General features: G+C 65.8%; 22 protein-coding genes. 6 read left to right on the top strand and 16 right to left on the bottom strand.

The features are described 5' to 3' along the window. Positions 1-19: 19 nt before the first annotated feature. From CH339_RS17645 to CH339_RS17610, 8 genes are all read right to left on the bottom strand, one after another. Positions 20-991 (bottom strand): dipeptide ABC transporter ATP-binding protein, encoded by a 972-nt coding sequence (locus CH339_RS17645; RefSeq protein WP_111435699.1) that lies wholly within the window; start codon positions 989-991, stop codon positions 20-22. Next, positions 988-1,962 carry an ABC transporter ATP-binding protein gene (locus CH339_RS17640; protein WP_111435698.1) on the bottom strand — a complete coding sequence of 325 codons (975 nt, stop codon included), beginning with the start codon at positions 1,960-1,962 and terminating at the stop codon, positions 988-990. The genes CH339_RS17645 and CH339_RS17640 overlap by 4 nt, the downstream gene beginning before the upstream one ends. A 129-nt stretch (positions 1,963-2,091) precedes the next feature. Continuing rightward, positions 2,092-2,760, bottom strand: coding sequence for a hypothetical protein (locus CH339_RS17635; protein ID WP_111435697.1), 669 nt, complete (start codon positions 2,758-2,760; stop codon positions 2,092-2,094). Then, the gene (locus CH339_RS17630) at positions 2,760-3,671 is read right to left on the bottom strand and encodes an ABC transporter permease subunit (protein ID WP_111435696.1); all 912 of its coding nucleotides are present in this window, start codon (positions 3,669-3,671) and stop codon (positions 2,760-2,762) included. Before CH339_RS17630 ends, CH339_RS17635 begins: the two co-directional genes overlap by 1 nt. A gap of 4 nt (positions 3,672-3,675) precedes the next feature. After that, positions 3,676-4,686: an ABC transporter permease subunit gene (locus tag CH339_RS17625; protein WP_111435695.1), complete on the bottom strand. Its 1,011-nt coding sequence runs from the start codon at positions 4,684-4,686 to the stop codon at positions 3,676-3,678. Between the two features lie 170 nt (positions 4,687-4,856). Beyond that, positions 4,857-6,452 carry an ABC transporter substrate-binding protein gene (locus tag CH339_RS17620; RefSeq protein WP_111435694.1) on the bottom strand — a complete coding sequence of 532 codons (1,596 nt, stop codon included), beginning with the start codon at positions 6,450-6,452 and terminating at the stop codon, positions 4,857-4,859. A gap of 151 nt (positions 6,453-6,603) precedes the next feature. Further along, on the bottom strand, positions 6,604-8,319 hold the full coding sequence (locus CH339_RS17615) for an adenylate/guanylate cyclase domain-containing protein (RefSeq protein WP_111435693.1): 1,716 nt from the start codon (positions 8,317-8,319) through the stop codon (positions 6,604-6,606). 65 nt (positions 8,320-8,384) lie between these two features. After that, the gene (locus CH339_RS17610) at positions 8,385-9,176 is read right to left on the bottom strand and encodes a creatininase family protein (RefSeq protein WP_111435692.1); all 792 of its coding nucleotides are present in this window, start codon (positions 9,174-9,176) and stop codon (positions 8,385-8,387) included. A gap of 146 nt (positions 9,177-9,322) precedes the next feature. Here CH339_RS17610 and CH339_RS17605 point away from each other — a divergent pair, with 146 nt between their 5' ends. The 4 genes from CH339_RS17605 (at position 9,323) to CH339_RS17590 (ending at position 13,409) form a co-directional block, all read left to right on the top strand. Beyond that, positions 9,323-10,126 carry an ABC transporter ATP-binding protein gene (locus tag CH339_RS17605; RefSeq protein WP_111435691.1) on the top strand — a complete coding sequence of 268 codons (804 nt, stop codon included), beginning with the start codon at positions 9,323-9,325 and terminating at the stop codon, positions 10,124-10,126. Between the two features lie 239 nt (positions 10,127-10,365). Next, positions 10,366-11,784, top strand: a complete 1,419-nt coding sequence (locus CH339_RS17600) for an FAD-binding oxidoreductase (protein WP_111435690.1) — start codon at positions 10,366-10,368, stop codon at positions 11,782-11,784. Between the two features lie 149 nt (positions 11,785-11,933). Continuing rightward, positions 11,934-12,413 carry a MarR family winged helix-turn-helix transcriptional regulator gene (locus CH339_RS17595; RefSeq protein ID WP_111435689.1) on the top strand — a complete coding sequence of 160 codons (480 nt, stop codon included), beginning with the start codon at positions 11,934-11,936 and terminating at the stop codon, positions 12,411-12,413. 81 nt (positions 12,414-12,494) lie between these two features. Continuing rightward, positions 12,495-13,409, top strand: coding sequence for a DMT family transporter (locus CH339_RS17590; protein ID WP_111435688.1), 915 nt, complete (start codon positions 12,495-12,497; stop codon positions 13,407-13,409). 28 nt (positions 13,410-13,437) lie between these two features. On the opposite strand, the gene CH339_RS17585 is transcribed toward CH339_RS17590, so the two are convergent. The 3 genes from CH339_RS17585 to CH339_RS17575 form a co-directional block, all read right to left on the bottom strand. Further along, complete coding sequence (locus CH339_RS17585; RefSeq protein ID WP_111435687.1) at positions 13,438-13,857, bottom strand: carboxymuconolactone decarboxylase family protein; 420 nt, start codon at positions 13,855-13,857, stop codon at positions 13,438-13,440. Next, positions 13,793-14,221 (bottom strand): MerR family transcriptional regulator, encoded by a 429-nt coding sequence (locus CH339_RS17580; protein ID WP_111435686.1) that lies wholly within the window; start codon positions 14,219-14,221, stop codon positions 13,793-13,795. Before CH339_RS17580 ends, CH339_RS17585 begins: the two co-directional genes overlap by 65 nt. Positions 14,222-14,358: 137 nt before the next feature. After that, positions 14,359-17,076 carry a bifunctional acetate--CoA ligase family protein/GNAT family N-acetyltransferase gene (locus CH339_RS17575; RefSeq protein ID WP_111435685.1) on the bottom strand — a complete coding sequence of 906 codons (2,718 nt, stop codon included), beginning with the start codon at positions 17,074-17,076 and terminating at the stop codon, positions 14,359-14,361. A 271-nt stretch (positions 17,077-17,347) separates the two neighbouring features. On the opposite strand from CH339_RS17575, the gene CH339_RS17570 reads away from it, so the two are divergent. Next, positions 17,348-17,782, top strand: a complete 435-nt coding sequence (locus CH339_RS17570; protein ID WP_111435684.1) for an AprI/Inh family metalloprotease inhibitor — start codon at positions 17,348-17,350, stop codon at positions 17,780-17,782. Between the two features lie 19 nt (positions 17,783-17,801). Here CH339_RS17570 and CH339_RS17565 read toward each other — a convergent pair whose 3' ends face one another. After that, positions 17,802-18,977, bottom strand: coding sequence for a pyridoxal phosphate-dependent aminotransferase (locus tag CH339_RS17565; protein ID WP_111435683.1), 1,176 nt, complete (start codon positions 18,975-18,977; stop codon positions 17,802-17,804). A gap of 286 nt (positions 18,978-19,263) precedes the next feature. On the opposite strand from CH339_RS17565, the gene CH339_RS17560 reads away from it, so the two are divergent. After that, on the top strand, positions 19,264-20,019 hold the full coding sequence (locus CH339_RS17560; protein WP_111435682.1) for an SDR family oxidoreductase: 756 nt from the start codon (positions 19,264-19,266) through the stop codon (positions 20,017-20,019). A 345-nt stretch (positions 20,020-20,364) separates the two neighbouring features. Here the strand turns inward: CH339_RS17560 and CH339_RS17555 are convergent, their stop codons facing one another. The 4 genes from CH339_RS17555 to CH339_RS17540 form a co-directional block, all read right to left on the bottom strand. Next, a complete protein-coding gene (locus tag CH339_RS17555) occupies positions 20,365-21,768 on the bottom strand; it encodes a TRAP transporter large permease (protein WP_111435681.1) in 1,404 nt (467 codons plus the stop codon). Continuing rightward, a complete protein-coding gene (locus tag CH339_RS17550; RefSeq protein WP_245408164.1) occupies positions 21,765-22,406 on the bottom strand; it encodes a TRAP transporter small permease in 642 nt (213 codons plus the stop codon). Before CH339_RS17550 ends, CH339_RS17555 begins: the two co-directional genes overlap by 4 nt. A gap of 150 nt (positions 22,407-22,556) precedes the next feature. After that, positions 22,557-23,555 carry a TRAP transporter substrate-binding protein gene (locus CH339_RS17545; protein ID WP_111435680.1) on the bottom strand — a complete coding sequence of 333 codons (999 nt, stop codon included), beginning with the start codon at positions 23,553-23,555 and terminating at the stop codon, positions 22,557-22,559. Between the two features lie 221 nt (positions 23,556-23,776). After that, positions 23,777-25,132, bottom strand: coding sequence for a sigma-54-dependent transcriptional regulator (locus CH339_RS17540; RefSeq protein ID WP_111435679.1), 1,356 nt, complete (start codon positions 25,130-25,132; stop codon positions 23,777-23,779).

Here is a 25,132-nt window from a genome sequence, read left to right as displayed (position 1 = left end):
CGCGTGAACACCCGCCGGGTCATATCCGGCCTTCCGCAACGCCGTGGCAGGCGACCAGCGTCTCGCCGTCCGCAAGCACCTCGGGCACCTCCTCGCGGCAGCGCTGGTTGGCATACGGACAGCGCGGATGGAAGGCGCAGCCGGGCGGCGGATCGATCGGCGACGGCAGTTCGCCCTCAAGCTGGATGCGGTCGCGCGCAAGGGTCGGATCGGCGATCGGCGTCGCCGAGAGGAGCGCCCTCGTATAGGGATGCCGCGGATTGGAAAAGATCGCGTCGACCGAGCCCTTCTCCACCGCCCGGCCGAGATACATCACCATGACGCCGTCGGCGACGTGCTTCACCACCGAGAGATCGTGCGAGATGAAGAGATAGGTGAGCCGGAACTCCTGTTGCAGATCGTAGAGAAGGTTGAGGATCTGCGCCTGGATCGAGACGTCGAGCGCAGAGACCGGCTCGTCCAGCACGATGATCTTCGGCTCCAGCATCAGCGCGCGGGCGACCGCGATGCGCTGACGCTGGCCGCCGGAGAACATGTGCGGATAACGCCCGTAGTGCTCCGGCCGGAGCCCGACCTGGGCCAGCATCTTTTCCGCCTTTTCCCGCCGTTCCGCCGCCGACATGTCGGTGTTGATGACCAGCGGCTCTTCCAGCGCCTTGCCGATCTTCTGGCGCGGATTGAGCGAGCCGACCGGATCCTGGAAGACGATCTGCACCGCCCGGCGCAGCTTCTTGCGGGCCGAACCGGAGGCGGTGAGCACGTCGATGCCGTCGATGGTGAGGTGCCCCGCCGTCGGCGGCTCGATCATGGTGACGAGGCGAGCGAGCGTGGACTTGCCGCAACCGGATTCGCCGACGATGGCGAGCGTCTCGCCCTCACCGACGGCAAAGCTCGCCTGCGCCAGCGCCTTCAGCTCGGCCGGCTTGGAGAACGGGCCGCGCGAGACCAGGTAGTGGCGCGCCAGATCGGTTGCTTCGATGACCGCCGTCACGCCGCTTCCTCCCCGTTGATCGGATAATGGCAGAGCGCCTCGCCGAGCTCCGGCCCGGTGCGCGGCGGCACCACGCGCCGGCAGCGATCGTCGGCATAGCCGCAGCGCGGATTGAACAGGCACCCGTCCGGCTGGTCGCCGAGACCGGGAACGACGCCCGGGATCTGCGGCAGCCGCCCGCGTCCGGCCCGCTCCGGCAGGGCGGCGAGAAGCGCGGCCGTATAGGGATGGTGCGGCGCCTCGAACAGGCCCCGGATCGACTGCCGCTCGACCTGCTGGCCGGCATACTGGACGACGACCCGCTCCGCGGTCTCCGCGACGACGCCCATGTCGTGGGTGATCAGCACCAGCGCCATGCCGGTGTCCTTCTGCAGGTTGATCAGGAGTTCCAGGATCTGCGCCTGGATGGTGACGTCGAGCGCCGTCGTCGGCTCGTCGGCGATCAGGAGCTTGGGCTGGCAGGAGATCGCCATGGCGATCATCACCCGCTGGCTCATGCCGCCGGAAAGCTGGTGCGGGAAGGCGGAAAGCCGCTGCGCCGGCTCCGGGATGCCGACGGCCTCCAGCAGTTCGATGGAGCGCTTGCGCCGCGCCGCCCGGTCGAGCCCGAGATGGGTCTTCAAGGCTTCGCCGATCTGGAAGCCGACCGTGAAGCACGGATTGAGGCTGGCGATCGGCTCCTGGAAGATCATCGACATGTCGCGGCCGATGATCTTGCGGCGCGAGCGCGCATCGAGCTGCCTGAGATCATGCCCGTTGAACGCCATCACGTCGGCGGTGACGGTCGCCGTCTTCGGCAGCAGCCCCATGACGGCGAGCATGGCGACCGACTTGCCGGAGCCGGATTCGCCGACGATCGCCAGCCGCTCGCCGGTATCGACGGAAAAATCCACCTGGTCGACCGCCCGGAACGGCCCCTGCGCGGTCTCGAAGGTGACGGAGAGATTGCGGATATCGAGGAGCGCCGGCATCGCCTATCCTGTAAGCCCGTCGAGGTGGGACGGATGTCCGTTCATTGTAAAGTCATCCCTCATTGCATATATTCTGCATGGTTCCCATCGTTCCGGAAATGAAGATGGAGCGTTTCATGAACTACGGCCCTATTCTTCCGATGGTTTGAAGATTGCCTCGGCGGCGCCTGTGCGGTGACCGCCGGTGTCCACGCCGTCGCTCTCCTCCAGTTCAACGATATAGTTGTCGAGCGTTGCAAGCGCCCGGTTGCCGGCACCGTCGACCATCGACGCCAGCCGGTGCCAGCTTTCGACGGCCCGGATCTGGCGTTCGTTCGCAAGATCGCGAAAGGTCTGCGTATTCATCTGGGAAAGAGCCGCGTTCGAACTGCTGTCGAGACGGTAGAACCGGACAACGGCAGCGATGACATCGGCCCGCAACAGCGGCAGATCGGTCTTGAGAACCTCAAAGACCGAGTTTTCCAGCCCCGGGAACACGAACGGATCGAATTTCTCGCCGTCCTGTTCGAAATGCCGGCGGATCTCGTGGAACTGGTCTGGGGCGAGCGACGGGCTTTGCATTTCCATATTCGCTTCGATTTCTGCCTTGAGCGCAACGGCGACGTCGTAGCGACGCTGTTGTCTGAGACGCCGGGTCTGGGCATCTTCCGCGTCGCGCCGTGCACGCTCCTTTCTCCGTTCCCACCATCGGTTCGCCATCCAGCAAATGACGCCGATCGCAGCGGCGAGGATTGCCGTAATCGCCGTTCGCTGAAGGGCCGGATCGGAAATCCCCAGCCATTTCAGGAACGCCTCCATCAGCTCCTCTTCAGCTTCGGATCGAGGGCGTCTCGCAGGCCGTCGCCGATGAGATTGATGGCGAGCACCGTGGTCAGGATGGCAACGCCCGGGAAGGTCACCACCCACCAGGCGCGCAGGATGAACTCGCGCGCCTCGGCCAGCATGGTGCCCCATTCCGGGGTCGGCGGCTGGGCGCCGACGCCAAGAAAGCCGAGCGCGGCCGCATCGAGGATCGCGGAGGAGAACGCCAGTGTCGCCTGCACGATCAGCGGCGCCAGGCAGTTCGGCAGGATGGTGCGGATCATCACCCTGAGCGGTCCCGCCCCGGCGACCCGCGCCGCCACCACATAATCGCGCGAGCGCTCCGACATCACCGAGGCCCGCGTCAGGCGGACGAAATGCGGCTGCAGGATGATGCCGATGGCGATCATCGCGTTCATCAGGCCGGGGCCGAGAATGGCGACCAGAACAAGGGCGAGCAACAGGCTCGGGAACGACAGGATGACGTCCATGATGCGCATGATCACGGCATCGACCCAGCCGCCGAAATAGCCCGAGATGAGGCCCAGCAGGATGCCGCCGGCAAGGGCGATCGCGACCACCATGCAGCCGATGAAGAGCGAGAACTGGGTGCCGTAGATCAGCCGCGAGAGCATGTCTCGGCCGACGGCGTCGGTGCCGAGCACATAGTCGATGCGCCCGCCCTCCTGCCAGAACGGCGGCAGGAGCAGCGCATCGCGGTACTGGTGGATCGGATCGTGCGGCGCCAGCAGCGGCGCCAGAAGGGCGACGACGACGAGGGCGGCAAAGACGAAAAGGCCGACGACCGCGCCCCGGTTCTCGCGGAAATAGAACCAGAACTCCTTGAGGAGGGCGACGGTGGCGTTTTGCGTGGGCGCCGGGGTGGCGTCGGCGGTTCGATCGCTCATGGCGCTACCTCCTGTGCCGGATTCTGGGGTTGATGAGGCCGTAGAGGATGTCGACGGTGAGGTTCACCAGCATCACCAGCGAGGCGATCAACAGGAGACCGCCCTGCACGGCCGGATAGTCGCGCCGGGACACCGAGTCGATCATCCACTTGCCGACCCCTGGCCAGGAAAAGATCGTCTCCGTCAGGATGGCGCCGGCCAGAAGCACCCCGACCTGCAGGCCGATGGTGGTGATCACCGGGATCATCGCATTGCGAAGGGCGTGCAGCCCGATCACCCGCGACGGCGGCAGGCCCTTGGCCCGCGCCGTCCTCACATAGTCCTCGCCGAGCACTTCCAGCATGGCCGAGCGCGTCTGGCGGGCGATCACGGCGAGCGGAATCGTGCCGAGCACGATGGTCGGCAGGATCAAATGTTCGACCGCACTGGCAAAGGCGCCCTTCTGGCCGGACAGCAGCGAGTCGATCAGCATGAAGCCGGTGACCTGATCGAAGAAGAACATGAACGATATTCGGCCCGACACCGGCGTCCATCCGAGCGTGCCGGAGAAGACGATGATGAGCAGCAGCCCCCACCAGAAGATCGGCATCGAATAGCCGGTGAGCGCCGTCGCCATCACCGTGTGATCAAACACCGAGCCGCGCCGGACCGCGGCGATGATGCCGGCGGGAAGACCGATGGCGATGGCGAAGATGATGGCGCAGATGGAAAGCTCCAGCGTCGCCGGAAACAGCGTGAAGAACTCGTCGAACACCGGCCGTTTGGTGACGATCGACTGGCCGAGATCGCCCTGCAGGACGTCGCCGACGAAGGTCAGGTATTGCTGCCAGATCGGCTTGTCGAAACCCATCATGTGCATCAGTTGGGCGTGCCGCTCGGGCGTCACGCCGCGCTCGCCGGCAAGCAGCTCGATCGGATCGCCGGGCAGCAAACGGATGAACAGGAACGAGATGATGGTAACGCCGATGAACGTCGGCAGAAGCACGGCGATGCGGTTGAGAAGAAAGCGCAGCATATGGGTGCCGGGAAATCCGTGTCAGTGATCCGCGAAAAAAGCGCCGCTACAGCCAACGGTTGATAGCGCGGATTGTTCCGCCGTCGGCTCGCGGATCGTCCCGCCCGGCCCATCCGCCGAGGGGAAGAAAAATCGGGCGCCGGCAGGCCGGCGCCCGAAAAAGGACCGTTCTACTTCAGGTCGACACCGTAGAAGATGTGACCGCCGAACGGATCGATCTTGTAGTCCGAGACTTCCTTGCGGACCGGCTCGAAGACCACCGAATGCGCGATCGTCGCCCACGGCGCCTGCTCCTTGAAGACCACCTGGGCGTCTTCGTAGAGCTTGGTGCGCTCGGCCGTATCGGAGACGACCTTGGCCTTCTGGATCAGGTCCTCGAACGGCTTGTAGCACCACTGGGAGCGGTTCGAGCCGCCGACGGCATCACAGCCGAGCAGCACGGCCAGGAAGTTGTCCGGGTCGCCATTGTCGCCGGTCCAGCCGAGCAGCACGGCACCGTCGCGGTCCTCGTCCTTGGAGCGCTTCAGGTACTCGCCCCATTCATAGGAGACGATCTCGGCCTTGACGCCGACCGCGGCCCAGTCGGCCTGGATCAGCTCGGCCATGCGCCGTGCGTTCGGGTTGTACGGACGCTGCACGGGCATTGCCCAGAGCTTCATGGACAGGTCCGTGACGCCGGCGTCCTCCAGCATCTTCTTGGCGACGTCCGGCTCGTAGGTGTCGTCCTTCAGGTCCGCATTGTAGGACCAGATGGTCGGCGGGATCGGCGCTACCGCGACCTTGCCGGCGCCCTGGAACACGGCGTCGAGGATCGCCTGCTTGTTGATCGCCTTGTTCAGCGCCTTGCGCACCTCGACCTTGTCGAACGGCGCCACCTTGGTGTTGTAGGCGAGATAGCCGACGTTGAGGCCTTCCTGTTCCATCAGGTTGATGGCGGCGTCCGTCTTCATCGCGGCGATGTCGGCCGGATTCGGATACGGCATGATGTGGCACTCGCCGGCCTTCAGCTTCTGATAGCGCACCGAAGCGTCCGGGGTGATGGCGAAGACCAGATCGTCGATCGCCGCCTTGCCGCCCCAGTAGTCCTCATGCGCCTTGTAGCGGATGACGGCGTCCTTCTGGTAGGCCACGAACTTGAACGGGCCGGTACCGACGGGCTGCTGGTTCAGCATCTCCGCCTTGCCCTCAGCCTGGAGCTGATCGGCGAATTCCTTCGACAGGATCGAGGCGAAATCCATGGCCAGGTTCGCGATCATCGGCGCTTCCGGCCGGTTCAGCACGAACTTGACGGTATAGTCGTCGACCTTGACGATCTCCTTGATGAGATCGGGCATCGACATGCCGTTGAAGTACTCCCAGGACGCACCGCCGACATATTCGTGCATCGGATGGTCGGCCTTGAGCTGCCGGTTGAAGCTGAACAGGACGTCATCGGCGTTGAAGTCGCGGGTCGGGGTGAAGAAGTCCGTGGTGTGGAACGTCACGCCCTTGCGCAGATGGAAGGTGTATTCCGTGCCGTCCTCGGAAATGTCCCAGGACTCGGCAAGGCCGGGAATGATCTTGGTGGTGCCGCGATCGAACTCGGCAAGCTTGTTGAAAACATTTTTCGACGTCGCGTCGAAGGTCGTGCCGGCGGTGTAGAGCGCCGGGTCGAACCCTTCCGGGGACCCTTCGGAGCAATAGACGAGGGTCTTTGCGTGCGCGGCGCCGGCAATCATGGTCGCGGCAAACAATCCCGCAGCCAGTCGTACCAGGGTTTTTGACATTCTTGTCCTCCTTGTTTCGGACGGCATTCTGCGTGTGCTTTTGAAAGAAGGCCCGACACCGGGTGGCATGGAGCTACCGCCGTCCGACGTGCCGGCAATTTAGACTCGCCGGAGTGCCGTAGGGCAAGAGCGAATAGATAACAATCCTGTTTTAATTCCTTTCGGAAAGGTTTCCTTTTTCCTGCAAATGATGCGCAAGAGCAGACAAGTCCACGAAGACGCTGGCCTTCAGGGATTTGCGCCGTCCGCGCACGGAAATGTCTGTGTGATCAATATCCGCGCTGTCGAAACCGGCATGGATGAGCACCGCTTCTGAGACAACGAGACGCGCTCCATAGTCCTTCGACATGCTCTCCAGGCGGCTTGCCGTATTGACGGTATCGCCGAGCGCGGTGATGTGGGCGGAGATGTGTTCCGCCCCCACCGCACCGATGCGCCCGAGGATCGCCGGCCCGGCATGGATGCCGATGCCGATGGCGAGCGGCGCATCGAGGCTGGCAGCCAGTTCCTCGTTGAGCGCGGCGAGCGCGGCATCGATGCGCACGGCGGCCTCCAGCGCCTGGCGCGCGCCGGTCTTGGCGCCGCTCGACATGCCGAAGATCGCCATGATGCCGTCGCCGATGAACTTGTCGACATAGCCCCCGGCGCCGTCGATGGCCCGGGTCATGACATCGAAATAGCGGTTGAGCACATAGACGATGTCGTAGGAGAGCCGCTGTTCGGACAGGGTGGTGAAGCCGCGGATGTCGATGAACATCACCGCCACCGTCTGCTCCACGCCCCAGTAATAGGCATCGGCCGCGCGCGCCGCGGCACGCCCGGAACTTCGCGCCGGCAACAGTGGGCGCACCGTCATGTCCTCGCTCGGCCGGATCTGGCACGCAAGCCGCACGTCGCTTTCCGCCCCGATCCGCTCAAGGACGGCAACCTCGTTGGCGTCGGGAGGTTCCAGGTGGTCGAGCCCTTTGAGGATCTTGGTGCGGCAGGTGGAGCAGCGGGCGCGCCCGCCGCAGACCGAGGCATGGGGGATGCCGCTCATGCGGCTGATTTCCAAGAGCGTCGGGCCGGGCGGCGTGCGGATGACGAGGTCGCCGGGATAGGTGATCTGGATGCCCTTGACCATGCTGCGCTGCAGCCGGTAGGCGATCAGCGCACCGGCGATGGTGGCGACGACGACGATGAGGATGGCATGGCCGATATCCGTCGTCCGGTTGACCCAGTCGAACTGTTCCTGCGTCAGATATCCGGTGTTTTGGCCGAGCAGCCAGAGGCGCCGCGCGGCATCGATCCAGCCCCACATGGCCAGCGCCGGAATGGCGACGGCAAGGGACAGGAGATAGGGAAAGGCGCGGGAGTACCAGGGCCGGATGCGCAGCCAGAAATGGATACCGATGCAGCCGTGGGTCCAGACGATGAGCAACAGGACCGACTGTGCGGCAACGCTGCCCGGCCACAGGATGGACAGTTCCTGGGTATAGGTGACGTCGACGCCGAAGACCTCGTAGATGCCCCGCGTCGCCGCCACATGCTTGACGAGATAGTAGGGGATCGACAGGCCGAGGAGGAGCTGGATCGCCTCCCAGGGCGGCAGCCTCAGGGTGCGCCGGCGCGCCGTCTTCATCACCGCAAGGGTCGCATGGGTGAGTGCGGCACCGGCAAGCAGCACCGTGCCGGGCAGGGAATGCCAGACCGCCTCGCGCCAGTCCTGCACCTCCTCCATCAGCCCGACGGAATAGACGCCGAGGATGTGGTTGAGGAAGTGCGTCAGCGCGAAGGTGAAGAGGACGAGGCCGGAATAAAGCCTCAGGCGCTGCAGCAGGTCGCCCTGCCCCGGCGCCCAGCGGAACTTCTGGTCGCGTTCAGCCATGGCCGCCGCTCCAGGACGCGCGGCAATGGCCGGCCGGGAAAGTGTCGCCGGTCGCCCCCGCCATGTCAGGCGAACCGGTCCGCATCGAACCGGTCGACATCGGCGAGAAGCTCCAGAAAGCCCCCGGCGGCATGGTCGAGGATCGCCCGCCCCGCTTCGGCACTCGCAAGGCGCGCATCGCCGACGACGCCGGCCGGATTGAGATCGTCCGAGCGCCAGCCGAACCGCGCCGGCCCGTAAGCGCGCAGATGCCTGAAATCCTCCGCGAAGGTCTCCTGCGCCGACGGGAAGCGGTCGGCCTTTTCCATCGCCACCAGGTCCGGGCGCAGATGCAGCATCAGCGACGTCTCGATGGCCCCACCATGGATGCCAAAGGCCTTTTCCGCGGCCGGAAACAGCCCCTCCGGCAGGCCGAAGCGGCTCCACGATGCGGCGACCGCCAGCATCTTGAAGTCCGTCCGCAGCTTCTGGATGACGATGTCGACAACGGGCGAGTTGCCGCCATGGGAATTGACGATGACGAGTTTCTTGAGCCCGGAATGGCAAAGGCTCTCGCCGATTTCCGTCAGCACCCGGATAAGGGTCTCGGGCGACAGCGTCAGCATGCCGGCAAAGGCCCGGTGCTCCTCGGACCAGCCGACGGACAGGAGCGGCAGGAAGGTGGCCGGCAGGTCGTCCGGCATCAGCTCGGCGACGCGCTCCACATGGCCGCGGGCGATCTCCGCATCGGTGGCAAGCGGCAGGTGGCCGCCATGGGGCTCCACGGCCGCGATCGGCAGCACGGCGATCCAGCGGCCGGTGTCGGCCGCCGCGATGTCGTTTGCCGTCATCTCCTGCCATGTGCGGCGCGGCAGCATCGTTTTTCCCTTTTGTTGCGTGCGGAGAAATGATTAGGCGTTGGCGGAACGCCCGTAAAGGCCGCTGATGGAAACCGGATGGCTTGCACGGTGTCTCAAACCCGACAATGATGGCCAGCGATTCCGCAAAAAGAAAGCGACCGCAGATGTCCGCCACCGCCGGCCCGATCCGCGAGGAAATGCCCGCACCCGCCGTTTGCCTGCAAAACGTCTCGATGACCTATCCGAGCGGCCAGCAGGCGCTGCGCGACGTCTCGCTGACCGTCGCACCCGGCGAGTTCGTCAGCATCATCGGCCCATCCGGCTGCGGCAAGACGACGATCCTGAGGATCATCGCGGGGCTCGTGCGCCCGACCGCCGGCGGCGTCTTTCTCGACCTGCCCCAGGGCCCGGGCGCCGGCAGCGGCAATATCGGCTTCGTCTTCCAGGAACCGACGCTGATGCCCTGGGCCGACGTCTTTTCCAATGTCTGGCTGCCGCTGCGCCTGCGCGGCCTGTCCAAGGCGGCCGCCCGGCCGGAGATCGAGGCGATGCTGGAGCGCGTCGGCCTTACTGACGCCGCCGGCGCCTTTCCCGGCGAACTGTCGGGCGGCATGAAGATGCGCGTGTCGATCGCCCGCGCCCTCGTCACCGCACCGCCGCTGCTGCTGATGGACGAGCCCTTCGCCGCACTCGACGAGATCACAAGGTTCCGCCTCAACGACGACCTCTTGTCGCTGTGGTCGGATCTCGGCTGCACCATTCTGTTTGTCACGCACTCGGTGTATGAGTCGGTCTACCTGTCGGATCGCATCGCCGTCATGGGCAATGGACCCGGCCAGATCCGCGAAGAAATGACCGTAGCCGGCAAAAGACCCCGCAACGGCGATTTCAGGGTTTCCGGGGACTATCTGGCGGCATGCGCCACGGCGTCGCGGCTGCTCAGGGCCGCAACCGCAGGAGGCGGCTGAAATACCTCATATCCAACAGGGGTTGAGGTCTCCGGACCCCCTTTCCGGCGGAAATCCCGGACCGCTTTTGGCGGTTCTACCTTGCATATCGGAGGCGTTCGTTTCATCGTCTCTTATTGAACACGCGTTGAAGAAGAGATGCGGGGCCGGATCCGGGTGGGACTGCCGAATGGCATGTCCGCGCGGGCGGGAAACGCAGCAGCCATCGCGCCGCGACCGGCGACATCTGGAGGCATGAAGTGACGAACATCGACGCGTTCAAGGCCGATATCGCCGGAATAGATTTCCGCGACCAGGGGGCCATCGTCCAGCAGAAGAGCCGCGATTTCTTCTGGTATTCGCCGGTCCTGCGCCGCCAGCTCGACAAGGCGTGCGCCGATCTCATCGTCATTCCCCAGAACGAGGCCGACATTCTGCGGGTGCTGGCCGCCGCATACCGCCACGACGTGCCGGTCACCGCACGCGGCGCCGGCACCGGCAATTTCGGCCAGTCGGTGCCGTTGTCGGGCGGCGTCGTGCTCGACCTGTCGCCGTTCGACGCGATCATCGATATCCGCCCCGGCGCCATCGCCGTACAGCCGGGCGCCAAGCCGATCGCCGTCGACCAGGCCGCCCGCGACCAGAGCGGCCAGGAGTTGCGCGTGCGCCCGACCACGCACCGCACCGCGACCATGGGCGGCTTCGTTGCCGGCGGCATCGGCGGCATCGGCTCGGTCCGCTATGGCACCCTCAGCGATCCCGGCAACGTCCTGAAGCTGCGCATCGCCACGCTGGAGGAAGAGCCCCGGATCATCGAGCTGTCCGGCACCGACGTCTTCAAGGCCATGCACACCTACGGCACCACGGGCGTCTACACCGAACTGGAACTGGGGCTGACAGAGGCCCATGACTGGGTCGACGTGCTTGCCGGCTTCGACCGCTTCATGGCCGCCTCCCGCTTCGGCTACGACATCGCCAACGACGAGGCGATCGTCGTCAACGAGGTGGCGGTGATCGCCGCGCCGTTCCCCTATGACAGCTTCATCCACCACCAGAAATACATCCGCACCGGCCAGCATGTCTGTCTGGTCAAGGTCGCGGCCTCGTCCTTCGCCGCCTTCGAGGAGGCGGTCGCCCGCCATGACGGCGAGATCATCTTCCGCACCGACGAGTTGGAATGTACCGACCTTTCCGGCCTGCCGAGCGTCGACGAGATGGTCTGGAACCACACCACCCTGCGCGGCATCCGCATGGATCCGACCGTAACCTATCTCCAGGTCCTCTATCCGGCCGAGAACGTGCTGGAAGTGATCGAGAACCTTCTCGGCAAGATGAACGACGAGGTCACCACCCACCTGGAGTTCATCCGCGTCGGCGGCGAGGTCACCTGCTACGCCATGCCGGTGGTGCGCTACACGACGGACGACCGGCTCGACGAAATCAATCTGGCCTATGAGGAGCTCGGCTGCCGCGTCTTCAATCCGCACCGCTACACCATCGAGGAAGGCGGCATGAAGGCGACCGACGAGGCCCAGGTCGCCTTCAAGCGCGAGACCGACCCCAAGGGACTCCTCAACCCCGGCAAGATGATCGCCTGGGAAGACCCGGACTACGCCGTTTCCTCTGGCTCCATGTACCTGTTTCCGGGCCTTGAGCCGCGCACCTTCGATATTATCTGAGCGGACGGCAGGCCGGCCGTTTTCCGCCACCGCCACCGTCGGACCCGCTTGTCCCCGGCCGCGGCGGCCGTGCCCGGCTCAGCTTCGACGCTCAGCCGGCTGCGGACGTCATTTCGCCGTCATAGAAAAATGGAAGTAATACGCCCGCCATGGCCTTCGATCATAAAAAGAGCGTCACCTTCCGCCTCGCGCAAGCCGCCAAGGCCCAGCGTGCGAGGGCCGGCAGCTATTTGAGCAAGATCGGCCTGCATCCGGGCCAGGAAGCCGTGCTGAAGTCGCTTTTCGACAATGACGACCAGACCATGAGCCAGTTGGCTGGCGCCCTCGGCGTGCAGCCGCCGACCGTCACCAAGATGGTGACCCGACTGTCGGCCCAGAACCTCGTCCGCCGCACCGCCTCCAAGTCGGACGGCCGCCTCGCCCATGTCTGCCTCACCGACGAGGGCCGCGAACTGGTCAAGAACATCGACCGGACCTGGAAGCGGCTGGAAAAAGAAGCCGTCGCAAAGCTCGACGACAAGGACCGCAAGCGCCTGCGCAAGCTCCTGCGGATCGTCGAACGCAGCCTCTCCAACGCCCCGACCGTCGACGCTGCCGACGCCGAGATGGACGACGCGGACGCCGACTGATAGAACGGCAACCGTTGCGGGCACACGGCAAGGCGCCGCCCGAAAATCCTGTTTTCTCCCTCCGGGACCGGACCTTCTGCCATGGGCGAACCCCGCCATGCGGCCGCCCTGCCGCCACGCCCCACGTCGATCGCGCTCGGCATTTCGCTGACCTGCCTGGCCTTCTTCCTGTTTTCCGCCCTCGATACGACAGCGAAATATCTCGGCGAGAGCCTGCCGGTGGTGCAGATCGTCTGGTTCCGCTTCGCCTCCCATGTGGTGATGGCCGCGATCCTGTTCCGGCTCTGGAAACGCCCGCACCTGATCCGGACCCGGCGGCCGGGCCTGCAGCTCCTGCGCGGCTGTTTCATGCTCGGCGCGACGGTGTTCAACTTCCTCGCATTGCGCCACCTGCAGCTCACCGAAGCCAACGCGATCATGTTCGCAACGCCGCTGACGGTAGTCATCCTCGCCGGGCCGATGCTCGGCGAATGGGCCGGCCGGCACCGCTGGGCCGCGGTCATTATCGGTTTTCTCGGCGTCCTGGTGGTGACCCGGCCCGGCGTCGGCGGCATGCACTGGGCCGCCTTCCTGTCGGCCGCGGCGATGCTGTGCTTTGCGCTCTACACCGTGACGACCCGGATGCTGACCGCGACCGATACCATCGAGGGCCTGCTCCTGATCAGCGCGGTCGTTCCGACCGTGGTCATCGCCGTTCCGGCCTTCGCCGTCTGGGAGGCGCCGGAAAGCCCGGCGATCTGGGGGCTCCTGCTGATGACCGGCGTGTTCGGCGGCCTCGGCCACTTCCTCCTGACCAAGGCCTATGCGGTCGCGCCGGCGCCGACGCTGGCGCCGTTCAGCTATACCCAGATCGTCTGGATGACGATCCTCGGCTACCTGGTGTTCTCCGACGTCCCCGGCATCTACACGCTCATTGGCATGGCCATCGTCGTCGGCTCCGGCCTCTACGTGCTCTATCGCGAACGCCGGCGCGGCACGGCACCGGGCGAGCTGTGAGCGCGGCACCGGTCGTCGTAGGGAACGCTCATGCCGCGTCCTCCCGGTTGTCAGCGTCGCGTGCGGCGAACACCGCCTTTGCCGCGAAGAGGCCGTTGAGCGCGGCCGGAAAGCCGGCATAGACGGCCATCTGCATGATGGTCTCGACGATTTCCTCGCGGCCGAGGCCGACATTGAGGCCGGCCTCGATATGGACCTTCAATTGCGCCTCGGCCGTGCCCATCGCCGTCAGGGCGGCAACGGTCGCGATCTCGCGCGAGCGCAGGTCGAGACCGGGGCGCGAGTAGATGTCGCCGAAGGGGAACTCGAACAGATAGGTGGCAAAGTCGGGGGCGATGTCGGCAAGCGCCACCACCACCCGTTCTCCGGCCTCTCCGTCGATGTCAGCGAGAGCGCGCCGGCCGCGCTCCAGACGGCTTTCGCCGCCGTTCAGGGGGTCTTGCGTCATAGTCCTTCAACCTCGTTTCAGCGCCGGCATATCCGGCGATCTTGGTATCGAGGACGAGAAGGCTATCCTGAAGCTCGGCGATGCACTCGCGAACGCGGGCCCGATGCTCTTCCAGCAACCGGCGCCGCTCCGCTTCCGTTTCCGCGCCCTGTTCCCGCAATGCCGCATAGCGCAGCATGTCCCGGATCGGCATCCCCGTCGTCTTCAGACGGCCGAGAAACGCGATCCAGACGAGAACCGAGGCGTCGTAGTCGCGCTGGCCCGATGCATCCCGATCCGCATAGGGCAACAGCCCGATCCGCTCGTAGTAACGGATGGTATGGGCCGTCAGTCCCGACCGCTTGGCCAGCTTACCGATCTTCATGGACGTCCTTCCTTCGCCACGACGCAGCAAAGGCTAGGGGTTCGAGCGCGCTCTAAGTCAAGGACGAAAATGCGAGGCCCCGATCGCGCCCGGAAGGGCTTCCGGATCGCAACGGGAGATATCGAAAACGGCGCGGCTCAGGCCATGCCGGCGGCGAGCTCGCGCTGCCGGTCGGCCGAGACCTGCAGCGTCACCCGGATTACCCCCGCCTCCTGCGGATGGCGCTCCACCTCAAAGCCCAGTTCCCGGCACATCTGCAGCATCGTCGTGTTGGCGGCGAGGACGTCGCCATAGATCGTCTTGACGCCCTCGGAGGCGGCAAAGCCGATCAGCTTCTGCATCAGCAGCCAGCCGAGGCCGCGCCCCTTGAGGTCGGAGCGCACGGCGACGGCGTATTCGCCGACCTCCCGGTCCGCATCGAGGATCAGGTGGGAGATGCCGAGGAGTTCGGTGTCGCCCGGCGTCAGCGCGCAGAACGCCATCGACCGGTCGTAGTCGATCTGCGTCAGACGGGCGACGAACCTGTGCGACAGCTCCTTGATCGGCGTGAAGAAGCGGAGCCGGATGTCCTCAGGGTCGAGACGGTCGAAGAACCGCCCGTAGAGCGGCTCGTCCTCCGGCTTCACCGGCCGGACCGTGACGTCGAGATCGCCCGAGGTGGTCTCGCGCGAGATCCAGTTGTCCGGATAGGGCCGGATGGCGAAATTGTGCCCGGGCACGACGCCGGCCGCCTTTGGGTCGAGGCGGATGCGGGCATCGAGCGCAATGACGCCATGCTCGTCGGCTGTCAGTGGGTTGATATCGAGTTCGAAGAGTTCCGGGATGTCGACGAGGATCCGCGACAGCGCGATCAGGGCATCGACAATGGCATCGATGTTGGCCGCCGGCCGGTCGCGATAGCCGGCAAGCAGCTTGGAGACGTTGGTCTCCTCGATCATGTCGCGGGCGATCAGCCGGTCGAGCGGCGGCAGACCGACGGTGCGGTCGGCGAGCACCTCCACCGCCGTGCCGCCGGCGCCGAACAGGATGATCGGCCCGAACAGCGGATCGGTGGCAATGCCGGTGATCAGCTCGATGCCGTGGACACGCGAAACCATCGGCTCCACGGTGAAGCCGTCGATGCGGGCGTCCGGCTTCACCCGGCGCGCCGTCTCCAGCATGGTCCGGGCCGCCGCCCGCGTCTCGTCGGCGCTGCGCAGGCCGAGGCGAACGCCCCCGACGTCGGATTTGTGCGAAATGTCCTGGGAGCGGATCTTCAGGACGACCCCGCCCTCGCGTTCGAGGATCTTGGCGGCAATCTCCGCCGCCTCGTCCGGGTCGGCTGCCGGCTCGGCCAGCGCCACCGGCACGTGATAGGCCGCAAGCACCATCTTGGCCTCGTCCGAGGTCAGCATGGTGCGGCCGGCCGACAGCGCCGTCTCGATGATCTTGCGGGCCAGTTCCTTCTGCGGCCGGCGCACCCCGTCGCCGACCGGCGGCGTGCGGATCAAGAGCTCCTGGACCTTGCTGTAGTCGACGATGTGCCGAAACCCCTCGATGGCGCTCGTCGGCGTCGCGTAGCTCGGCACGCCGCCGGCCGCCAGCACCTTGCGGGCCTCCGTGGCGCCGCCGTCGCCGAGCCAGCAGCCGAACAGCGGCTTGAAGACGCCGCTGTCCTTCCAGGCCTTCAGCGAGGCCTCGGCCGCATCGGTCACGGAGGCGAGCGCCGTCGGGCAGTTCATCGCCATCACCGCGTCGACATTCGGGTCGCGCAGCACCGCGGCAACGGCTGCCGCATAGCGCTCCGGCGGCGCATCGCCGATGACGTCGACGGGGTTGCCGTGCGACCAGGTCTCCGGCAACGCCGCATCGAGCGTCGCCATCGTCCCCGCCGACAGCGTCGCCAGCTTGCCGTTGCGGTCTTCCAGGGCATCGGCGGCAAGAACGCCCGCGCCGCCGCCATTGGTGACGATGGCCAGCCGCTCGCCGCGGAACGGCTTGACGTAGTGGAGGGTCTCCGCGGCGGTGAAGAGCTCGTCGAGCGAAAAGACGCGCAGCACGCCGGCCCGGCGCAGCGCCGCATCGAAGACGATGTCGGAGGCGGCAAGCGCCCCGGTATGGGAGGCCGCGGCCTCGGCCGCCGAGGCGTTGCGCCCGGCCTTGATGGCGACGATCGGCTTCAGCCGCGAGGCGAGCCGCGCCGCCGACATGAAGCCGCGCGCCTCGTTGATGGATTCCAGATAGAGCAGGATCGCCCGCGTGCGCACGTCGGAGGCGAAGTAGTCGAGGAGGTCGCCGACATCCACGTCGAGCATGTCGCCGAGCGAGACCACGGCGCGAAAGCCGATGCCGCGCGAGGCCGCCCAGTCGACGACCGCGGTGACCAGCGCCCCCGACTGCGACAGGAAGACGAGGTCGCCGTCGCCCGGCATGACATGGGAAAAGCTGGCATTGAGGCCGACCGGCGGCACCAGCAGGCCGAGGCAGTTCGGCCCGACGATGCGCATGCCGTAGCGGCGGGCGATCCGTCCGGCCTCGTCGGCGAGGCTGCCGGGCCCCTTGCCGAGGCCGGCGGTGATGATCAGCACGGCCAGGGCGCCGCGCTTGCCGAGTTCTTCCACGGTGCCGGGCACGAATTTGGCGGGCGCCGCGACGATACCGAGTTCCGGCACGCCGGGAAGATCGGCGATCGACGCGTGACAGGGATGCGGTCCGACATGGTCGTGCTTGGGATTGACCAGCCAGACCGGGCCGTCGAAGCCGGCGGTCATCAGGTTGGCGAGCACAGTCGCACCGACGCTTCCGGGACGGGGACTCGCACCGATCAGCGCAATGGACTGCGGCTTGAAGAAGGAGGAGAGGTTCTTGACGGACACTGGAGGGGCCTCCGTTTTTTGGCGAACCGGGCCTTTTTATTGCAACGCAGCATACACCATATGGGTGCACCTGCCAACGCCTGCCGGTATTGCAATATAATCATGTTCTTATTGATAGCAGGTTGCATTCCTCACGCGTTCGCACTTGCGAGAAAAAACCCCGACCGCCAGATTGTGCAAAAGCCGCGGAAAACGTCGGGGTGGCGGGCGTTTACGCGGTGCTAACGGTTTGCCGATCAACTGTATTCATTCGCGTTGAGAGGTGTCGCATATGCTCCGTACCGCTGGTTCTGCGTCGATCGGCGCCACCGCGCTGTTTCTCGCCCTTTCCGCCGTCACATGGGTCCCGGCCCATGCCGAATCGTCCGCACCCGCCATCGCCGCTGCCTGGACGATCGGCGACGATTTCTCCAATGCCAGTTGCGAGGCCGAGCTTGGCAGCGAGGCCGGCCCGAAGGGCGCGCGCATCGCCCACCTTGCCGACTGCGCCCGGCTCTATCCGGTGCTCGCCCCGGTGCGCGGCTGGCGCCCGGACGGCATGGGCGGCATCGTCCTCGTCGACGAAACCGGGGATGCGGTCGTCACCTATGCGCTCGGCGAGGCCGACGCGCTTTTGTCCGTCGAGCCGGAAAACGTTTTCCTGCGCCTGGCACCCAAGGACAGCGGCGCGCTGATCACGGGAGCGATCGGCGAGGCCGCCGACTGACCGGACAGCGTCGAACGCTCTAGGTGTTCTTTTTCAGGAACCCGTCCATGCGCTCGATGGCGCGGGAGATGTTCTCCGTCGAATTGGCATAGGAAAGCCGCATATAGCCTTCGCCGAGGACGCCGAAATCGGGCCCGCCGATGGTGGCAATGCCGGCGTCTTCCAGGAGCGCGGAGGCCAGCTCCTTCGCCTTCCAGCCGGTCTCCGTGATGTTGGGATAGGCATAGAAGGCGCCGGCCGGCATCAGGCAGGAAACGCCCGGCAGCGCGTTCAGACCGTCGACGATCACCTTGCGGCGTTCGTCGAACGCGCCGACCATTTCCGTCACGCAGTCCTGCGGCCCGGTGAGCGCAGCCAGCCCCGCCCATTGCGTCGGGGCGTTGACGCAGGACCAGGCGTTGACGGCGAGCTTGCGGACCTTGTCGTAGAGCCCCTCGGGCCAGACCGAGTAGCCGAGCCGCCAGCCGGTCATGGCATAGGTCTTCGACCAGCCGTCGAGCAGGATCACCCTTTCGCGGATCTCCGGATAGGACATCAGCGAATGGTGCACGGCGCCGTCATAGGTCATCTGCCCGTAAATCTCATCGGAGAGGATGGCGACGTCCGGAAATGCGGCAAGCCCCTCCACAAGATGCGAAATCTCCGCCTGCGGCGTCACGCCGCCGGTCGGGTTCGCCGGCGAGTTGAGGATCATCAGCCGGGTCTGCGGCGTGATCAGGCCGAGCGTTTCCTCCGCCGAAAAGGCAAAGGCATTGTCCTCGCGGATCGGGATCGGCACCGGCCGCGCGCCGGTGAACTCGATCATCGAGCGATAGATCGGAAAGCCCGGATCGGGATAGAGGATATCGACGCCGGGCTCGCCGAACATCAGGATCGCGGCGAACATCGTCACCTTGCCGCCGGGCACGATCAGCACCCGGTCGGGCGAGACGGCAGCGCCGGTGCGCCGCTCCACATCGGCGGCGACCGCCTCGCGCAAGGGCAGGATGCCGGTTGCCGGCGTATAACCGTGATGGCCCTCGCGCAGCGCCGTAACGGCAGCCTCCACGATATGCGGCGGGGTCGGGAAGTCGGGCTGGCCGATGCCGAGATTGATGATGTCGCGGCCGCCGCTTGCGAGCTCGGTCGCCCGCGCCAGCACGGCAAAGGCGTTTTCCTCGCCGATGCGATCAAAGCCGGCAATCGTCGTCAGCATGGCTCTTTCTCCCTCTGTCCCGGCAGCGTCGCTCTGCCGCCCGTCGCTGTCGCCCGCGAACAAGACATAGCGGTAAAGACGTGTTAGACGCTAGCGCCATCAGAAACATCTCATCTCCGGCCGCCCGCCCGTTTCGAGACCAGACCGGTCCGCGGGCAAATGATCAGAGCGCCCCGAAAGCGCATGTTCGAGATCACCGGCCGGACCGTGCCCGCGCCGCAGCAGCCGGCGCACGGGCCGGCCCCGCGGGGCCGCCGTCGGCACGAAGAAAACCGAAGGGACTACCATGTCGGATCGCCTCGCCGGAAAACGGGCACTCGTCACCGCAGCCGGCCAGGGTATCGGCCGCGCCACTGCCATCGGCTTTGCCGAAGAGGGCGCGGAAGTTGTTGCCACCGACGTTGCGCCGGAGCAGCTCGAAGACTTAGCCGCGCTCGGCATCGCCAAATGCATCGCCCTTGACGTCACCGACACCGCCGAGACCTATGCGGTCGCCGAAGAACTCGGCGCCATCGACGTATTGTGCAACTGCGCCGGCTACGTCCATCGCGGCACCGTGCTCGATTGCGACGAGATCACCTGGGACTACTGCTTCGACCTCAACGTCAAGTCCATGCACCGCACGATCCGCGCCTTCCTGCCGGCGATGCTGGGTCAGGAAAAGGGCTCCATCATCAACATGTCGTCGGGCACCTCCTCGATCCGCGGCACGCCGGCACGTTACGTCTACGGCGCCACCAAGGCCGCCGTCATCGGCCTGACCAAGGCGATCGCCGCCGATTTCGTCAAGAAGGGCGTGCGCTGCAACGCCATCTGCCCGGGCATCGTCAGGACACCGTCGCTGGAGGGCCGGGTGGCGGAACTTGCCGTGGAACTCGGCGCCTCGATCGAGGATGCCTGGGCCCATGTGCTGGAAAGCCAGCCGAGCGGCCGGGTCGCCGACCCCAAGGAGATCGCCGACCTCGCGACCTACCTCGCCTCCGACGAATCCGCCTTCGTCACCGGCACGGAAATCGTCATCGACGGCGGCTGGGTGCTGTAGAAGCACGCACCGGGCGGAACGACTTCAATCGTCATCGCGGGCGCAGCGATGCGATCCAGTGCAGTGCACGCTGCCTTGCGGGGACGACGCCGTTAGGTCCGTCGGCTCAACCCTCTCCGCGTCATTGCCGGGCTTGACCCGGCAATCCATGATGCATTTGTTTCCACACACTTAGCTCACGGGAGCCGTAACGCCGCCTGGATTGCCGCGTCGGCCTCATGGCCTCCTCGCAATGACATTTTTGCCGTCATCGCGAGCGAAGCGAAGCGATCCAGTGTAGCGAACGCCACCACGACGCCGTTGGAAACTGAGCGCCCCAACCGCGCGCCGCCGCCCGTACTCCCATCAATGCGTCGTGATCATCTCCGGGCCCATCAGCGACGTCGGCAGGTAGGTGGAGATCCACGGCACGTAGGTGACCAGCACCAGGAAGATGGCGAGGATGCCGAGCCAGGGCAGCGCCGCCCGGACGACCGCCATCACCGGCATGCCGGCAACGCCGGAGGTCACGAACAGGTTCAGTCCGACCGGCGGCGTGATCATGCCGATCTCCATGTTCACCACCATGATGATGCCGAGATGGATCGGATCGACGCCGAGCTGGATGGCGATCGGGAAGACCAGCGGCGCGACGATGACGATGAGGCCCGACGGCTCCATGAACTGGCCGCCGACCAACAGCAGCAGGTTGACGGCGATCAGGAAGGTCCACCAGGAAAAGCCGAAATCGAGCATCGCACCGGCGATCGCCTGGGGCACCTGCTCCGTGGTCAGCACGTGCTTCAGGATCAGCGCGTTGGCGATGATGAACATCAGCATGATGGTCAGCCGCCCGGCTTCCAAGAGTGTGCGCTTGGTCTCCGGGTGGACGCAGGCCGGCACGAAGCCGATGACGATGGCCGCGATGTTGCGCAGGACCGCGGTCAGCAATCCCTCGCCGTCCTTGCGCCAGGCGACGTTCTTCAGCGGCCCCATGTCGCGATAGACGAAATTGGCGATCAGGAAGGCGTAGACCGCGGCGACAGCCGCGGCCTCCGTCGGCGTGAAGACGCCGCCATAGATGCCGCCCAGAATGATGACGATCAGCATCAGCCCCCAGAACGCATCGGCGGCCGAGACGAGGATTTCCCGCCAGCCCTTCCAGTCCTCCGCCGGCAGGCCCTTGACGCGGGCGGCAACGTAGATGCCGACCATCAGCATGCCGCCGGCGATCAGGCCCGGAATGACGCCGGCCAGGAACATCCGCCCGACCGAGACGTCGGTTGCCGCCGCATAGACGACCATGACGATGGACGGCGGAATGAGGATGCCGAGCGTGCCGGCATTGCAGATGACGCCGGCGGCGAAATCGCGGGTGTAGCCGACCTGGCGCATGCCGGCGATGACAATGGAGCCGATGGCGACGACCGTTGCCGGCGACGAGCCGGACAGCGCCGCGAACAGCATGCAGGCAAAGACGCCGGCGATGGCGAGGCCGCCGCGCATGTGGCCGACGACGGCGATGGCAAAGCGGATGATGCGCTTGGCGACGCCGCCCGTCGACATGAAGGCCGAGGCGAGGATGAAGAACGGGATCGCCAAGAGCGTGTAGTGCTCCATGGACTCGAACAGCTTGCCGGCGATGGAGGCGAGCGAGTCGTTGGAAAAGACGAGCAGGATGACGAGGCTGGACAGGCCGAGCGAGACGGCGATCGGAACGCCGATGGTCAGGAGCGCAATGACCAGCGCAAAGAGGATGACCGCACTCATCGCCCGGCTCCTTGCGACGGGGAGCTGCCGGAGGCGCCGGTGTCGTCATGGGCGGCGCGGGCCTCGTCGACCAGTTCCTCCGCCTCGTGGCTGGCGATGATCATGGTGAGGTCGCCCTTGAAGATGCCGACGGCGATCTGCAGGAAGCGGAACAGGATGAGGGTGAGCCCGAAGGGCAGGATGAAATAGGGGATGTAACGCGGCAGCCGCTCGTAGCGCGGCTCACCGTCCTCCACGAGGCCGAAGAGCGTCTGGATCCAATGCGGGAACGGGACGTCCTCGACCTCCAGGAAGGCCAGCTTGTAGAAGAACTTCGACCAGTACTCCCAGGCGCCATAGAGCATCATCCCGGCATAGGCGATGCAGGCCGCGACGGCGATCAGCGCCAGGATCCGCTGGGTTTTCCTCGAAAAGCGCAGCGCCACGGCATCGACGCCGAGATGGGCGGTCATCTTGACCGCATAGGATGCCCCGAAGATCACCAGCCAGGCGAACAGGTAGGTGGTCAGCTCCAGCGCCCACAGGAGATTGTCGTTGAAGACGTAGCGGGCGATGACGTTGGCAAAGGTGGTGACGGTCATCAGCGCCAACAGGATGGCGATGGCCGTTTCTTCTATTTCGTTGACGATCCGCGACACAGGAGCCCCCTCGTTTGCCCGGTGACAGGCCACCGGCCCGGCCGCCCGCTCCGACGAGCGACACAACGCATGTGGGCGCCGCCCGGCGGGAAGCGCCCGAAGGGGAGCCGCAAGGATGCGGCTCCCCCGTTTTACATCAGAGCAAAGGGACTAGTTGGACGCGTTGGAGGCCTTGGCGGCTTCCAGCAGGTCCGTGCCGATGTCGCCTTCGAACTTGGCCCAGACCGGCTCCATGGCCTTCTTCCAGGCCGCGCGCTGGTCGGCATCGAGCTCACGCACCGTGCCCCCGGCGTCGATCACCTTCTGCCGGTTGGCGAGGTTGATCTTACGCGACATCTGATTGCGCTCGTCGGTGACCTCGTCGAAGATCGTCTTCAGCTCGCTGCGAACGTCGTCCGGCAGGCCGTTCCACCATTCCGCCGAGGTGACGACCAGATAGTCGAGCACGCCGTGGTCGGACTCCGTGACGCCGTCCTGCACCTCGAAGAACTTCTTCGTGTAGATGTTCGACCAGGTGTTCTCCTGGCCGTCGACAACGCCGGTTTGCAGCGCGCCGTAGACCTCGGAGAAGGCGAGCTTCTGCGGGTTGGCGCCGAGCGCCTCGAACTGCGCCTGCAAGACGTCGGAGGTCTGGATGCGGAACTTCAGGCCCTTGGCATCTTCCGGCATCAGGAGCGGCTTGTTGGCGGAAAGCTGCTTCATGCCGTTGTGCCAGTAGCCGAGGCCGAGCAGGCCCTTGCTCTCCATCGAGTGCAGCAGCTTCTGGCCGCCCTCGGAGCCCTGGAAGCGGTTCACCGCCTCGATGTTGTCGAACAGGAAGGGCAGGTCGAAGATGCGGAACTTCTTGGTGTATTTCTCGAACTTGGAGAGCGACGGAGCCGCCATCTGGACGTCGCCGAGCAGCATCGCCTCAAGGACCTTGTTGTCGTTGAAGAGCTGCGAGTTCGGATAGACCTCCATGCAGGCCTTGCCGTTCATCTTGTCGTTGACGCGCTCGGCGAGCAGCGCCGCGGCCTCGCCCTTCGGATGCCCCTGGGCAGCCGTCACGTGACTGAACTTGATGACGATTTCGCCGTCGTCGCAGTTCGCAAACGCCGGCGATACGGAAAGGGCGACCGCCGCGGTGGCGGCGAGCATAAGGTGTTTCATCGTGTTCCTCCCAGAACGTTGAATCGGTGCCGCATCGAGGCGGCATCCCGGTTCGATAGTGGCAATTGCCGTGCCATCTCCGCATTTTTGCGGTTATCCGGGGATATTGAACGAGACGGAGCACGCGGGCAACCGGCATTGCCGCTCCGAATGCAACCTTTCGGTAACATTTCGCCGGCCCGATGGGTCGAATCCGACACATCGGACCGGCGACACCGGGATCACATCGGCTCCGACAGCACCTCGTCCTTGTCGAGGGCGTAGCGCTTCATCTTTTCGTAGAGCGCCTTGCGCGACAGGCCAAGGGACTCGTAGGTCGCCTTCAGGCTGCCGTCCTGACGCTTGATTTCCGCGGCGATCAGCGAGCGCTCATAGGCCGCGACCCGCTGGGCGAGCGGCGAACCCTCCTCCGCGGCACTTGCCGGCTCCTCGCCGTCTAGGCCGAGGGAGAGGCCCAGCACGAAACGGTCGGCGACGTTGCGCAACTCGCGCACATTGCCCGGCCAGTCATGGGCGGTCAGCGCCGCCATCATGTCGGGGGTAAGGTCCGGCACCTCGCGGCGAAACCGCGCCCGCGCCTCGCGCGCCAGGTGATGGAAGAGGATCGGCAGGTCCTCCTTGCGCTCGCGCAGCGGCGGCACGGAGACCGTCACCACGTTGAGCCGGTAATAAAGGTCGCTGCGGAACCGGCCGTCGGCGCAAGCCTCTTCCAGGTCGACCTTGGTGGCGGCGACGAACCGCACGTCGAGCGGGATCGCCCTGTTGGAGCCGAGCCGCTCGATGGAGCGCTGCTCGATGACCCTGAGGAGCTTGACCTGCAGGTCGTGCGGCATGGATTCGATCTCATCGAGAAAGACGGTGCCGCCCGCGGCGTGTTCCAGCTTGCCGATGCGCTGGCGGATGGCGCCGGTAAAGGCGCCGGCCTCGTGGCCGAACAGCTCCGACTCGATGATGTCGCTCGGCAGCGCGCCGCAATTGATGGCAACGAAGGGCTTGTCGCGCCGTGGTCCCTCGTCGTGCAGCGCCCGCGCCACCACCTCCTTGCCGGAGCCGGTCTCGCCGAGGAGTAAGACGTCCACATCGGCCTCGGCCAACGCCTCGACCTCGCTCCTCAGCCGCTGCATCACCGGCGTGCGGCCGATCAGCCGGGCGATCAAGCCGGTCTCCTCGTCGAGCGCCTGGCGCAGCGCCCGGTTTTCCAGCACCAGACGCCGTGTCTGCAGGGCCCTCAGCACCGTGTCGTTGAGCCGGCTTGCGGGAAACGGCTTTTCCATGAAGTCGTAGGCGCCGGCGCGCATCGCCTCGACCGCCAGCGGCACGTCGCCATGGCCGGTGATCAGGATCACCGGCAAGGCCGGGTCGATGTCGAAGGCCCGGCGCATCAGTGTGAGGCCGTCGCTGCGCGGCATGCGGATGTCGGTGACCAGCACGCCGTAGAGCGTGCGGTTGACGTGGTCGAGCACGGTGTCGCCGTCGGCATAGGTGTGGACGTTGTGGCCGCCGAGCTCCAGCCCCTGGGCCAGCGCATCGCGCAGGTCCGCCTCGTCGTCGACCAGAAGAACGGTACTGTGCTCCAT

The organism is Rhodobium orientis (assembly GCF_003258835.1).
GTDB lineage: Bacteria > Pseudomonadota > Alphaproteobacteria > Rhizobiales > Rhodobiaceae > Rhodobium > Rhodobium orientis.
The sequence above is the reverse complement of the archived record's forward strand: the minus strand, read 5'-3'. Positions and strand labels throughout refer to the sequence as shown.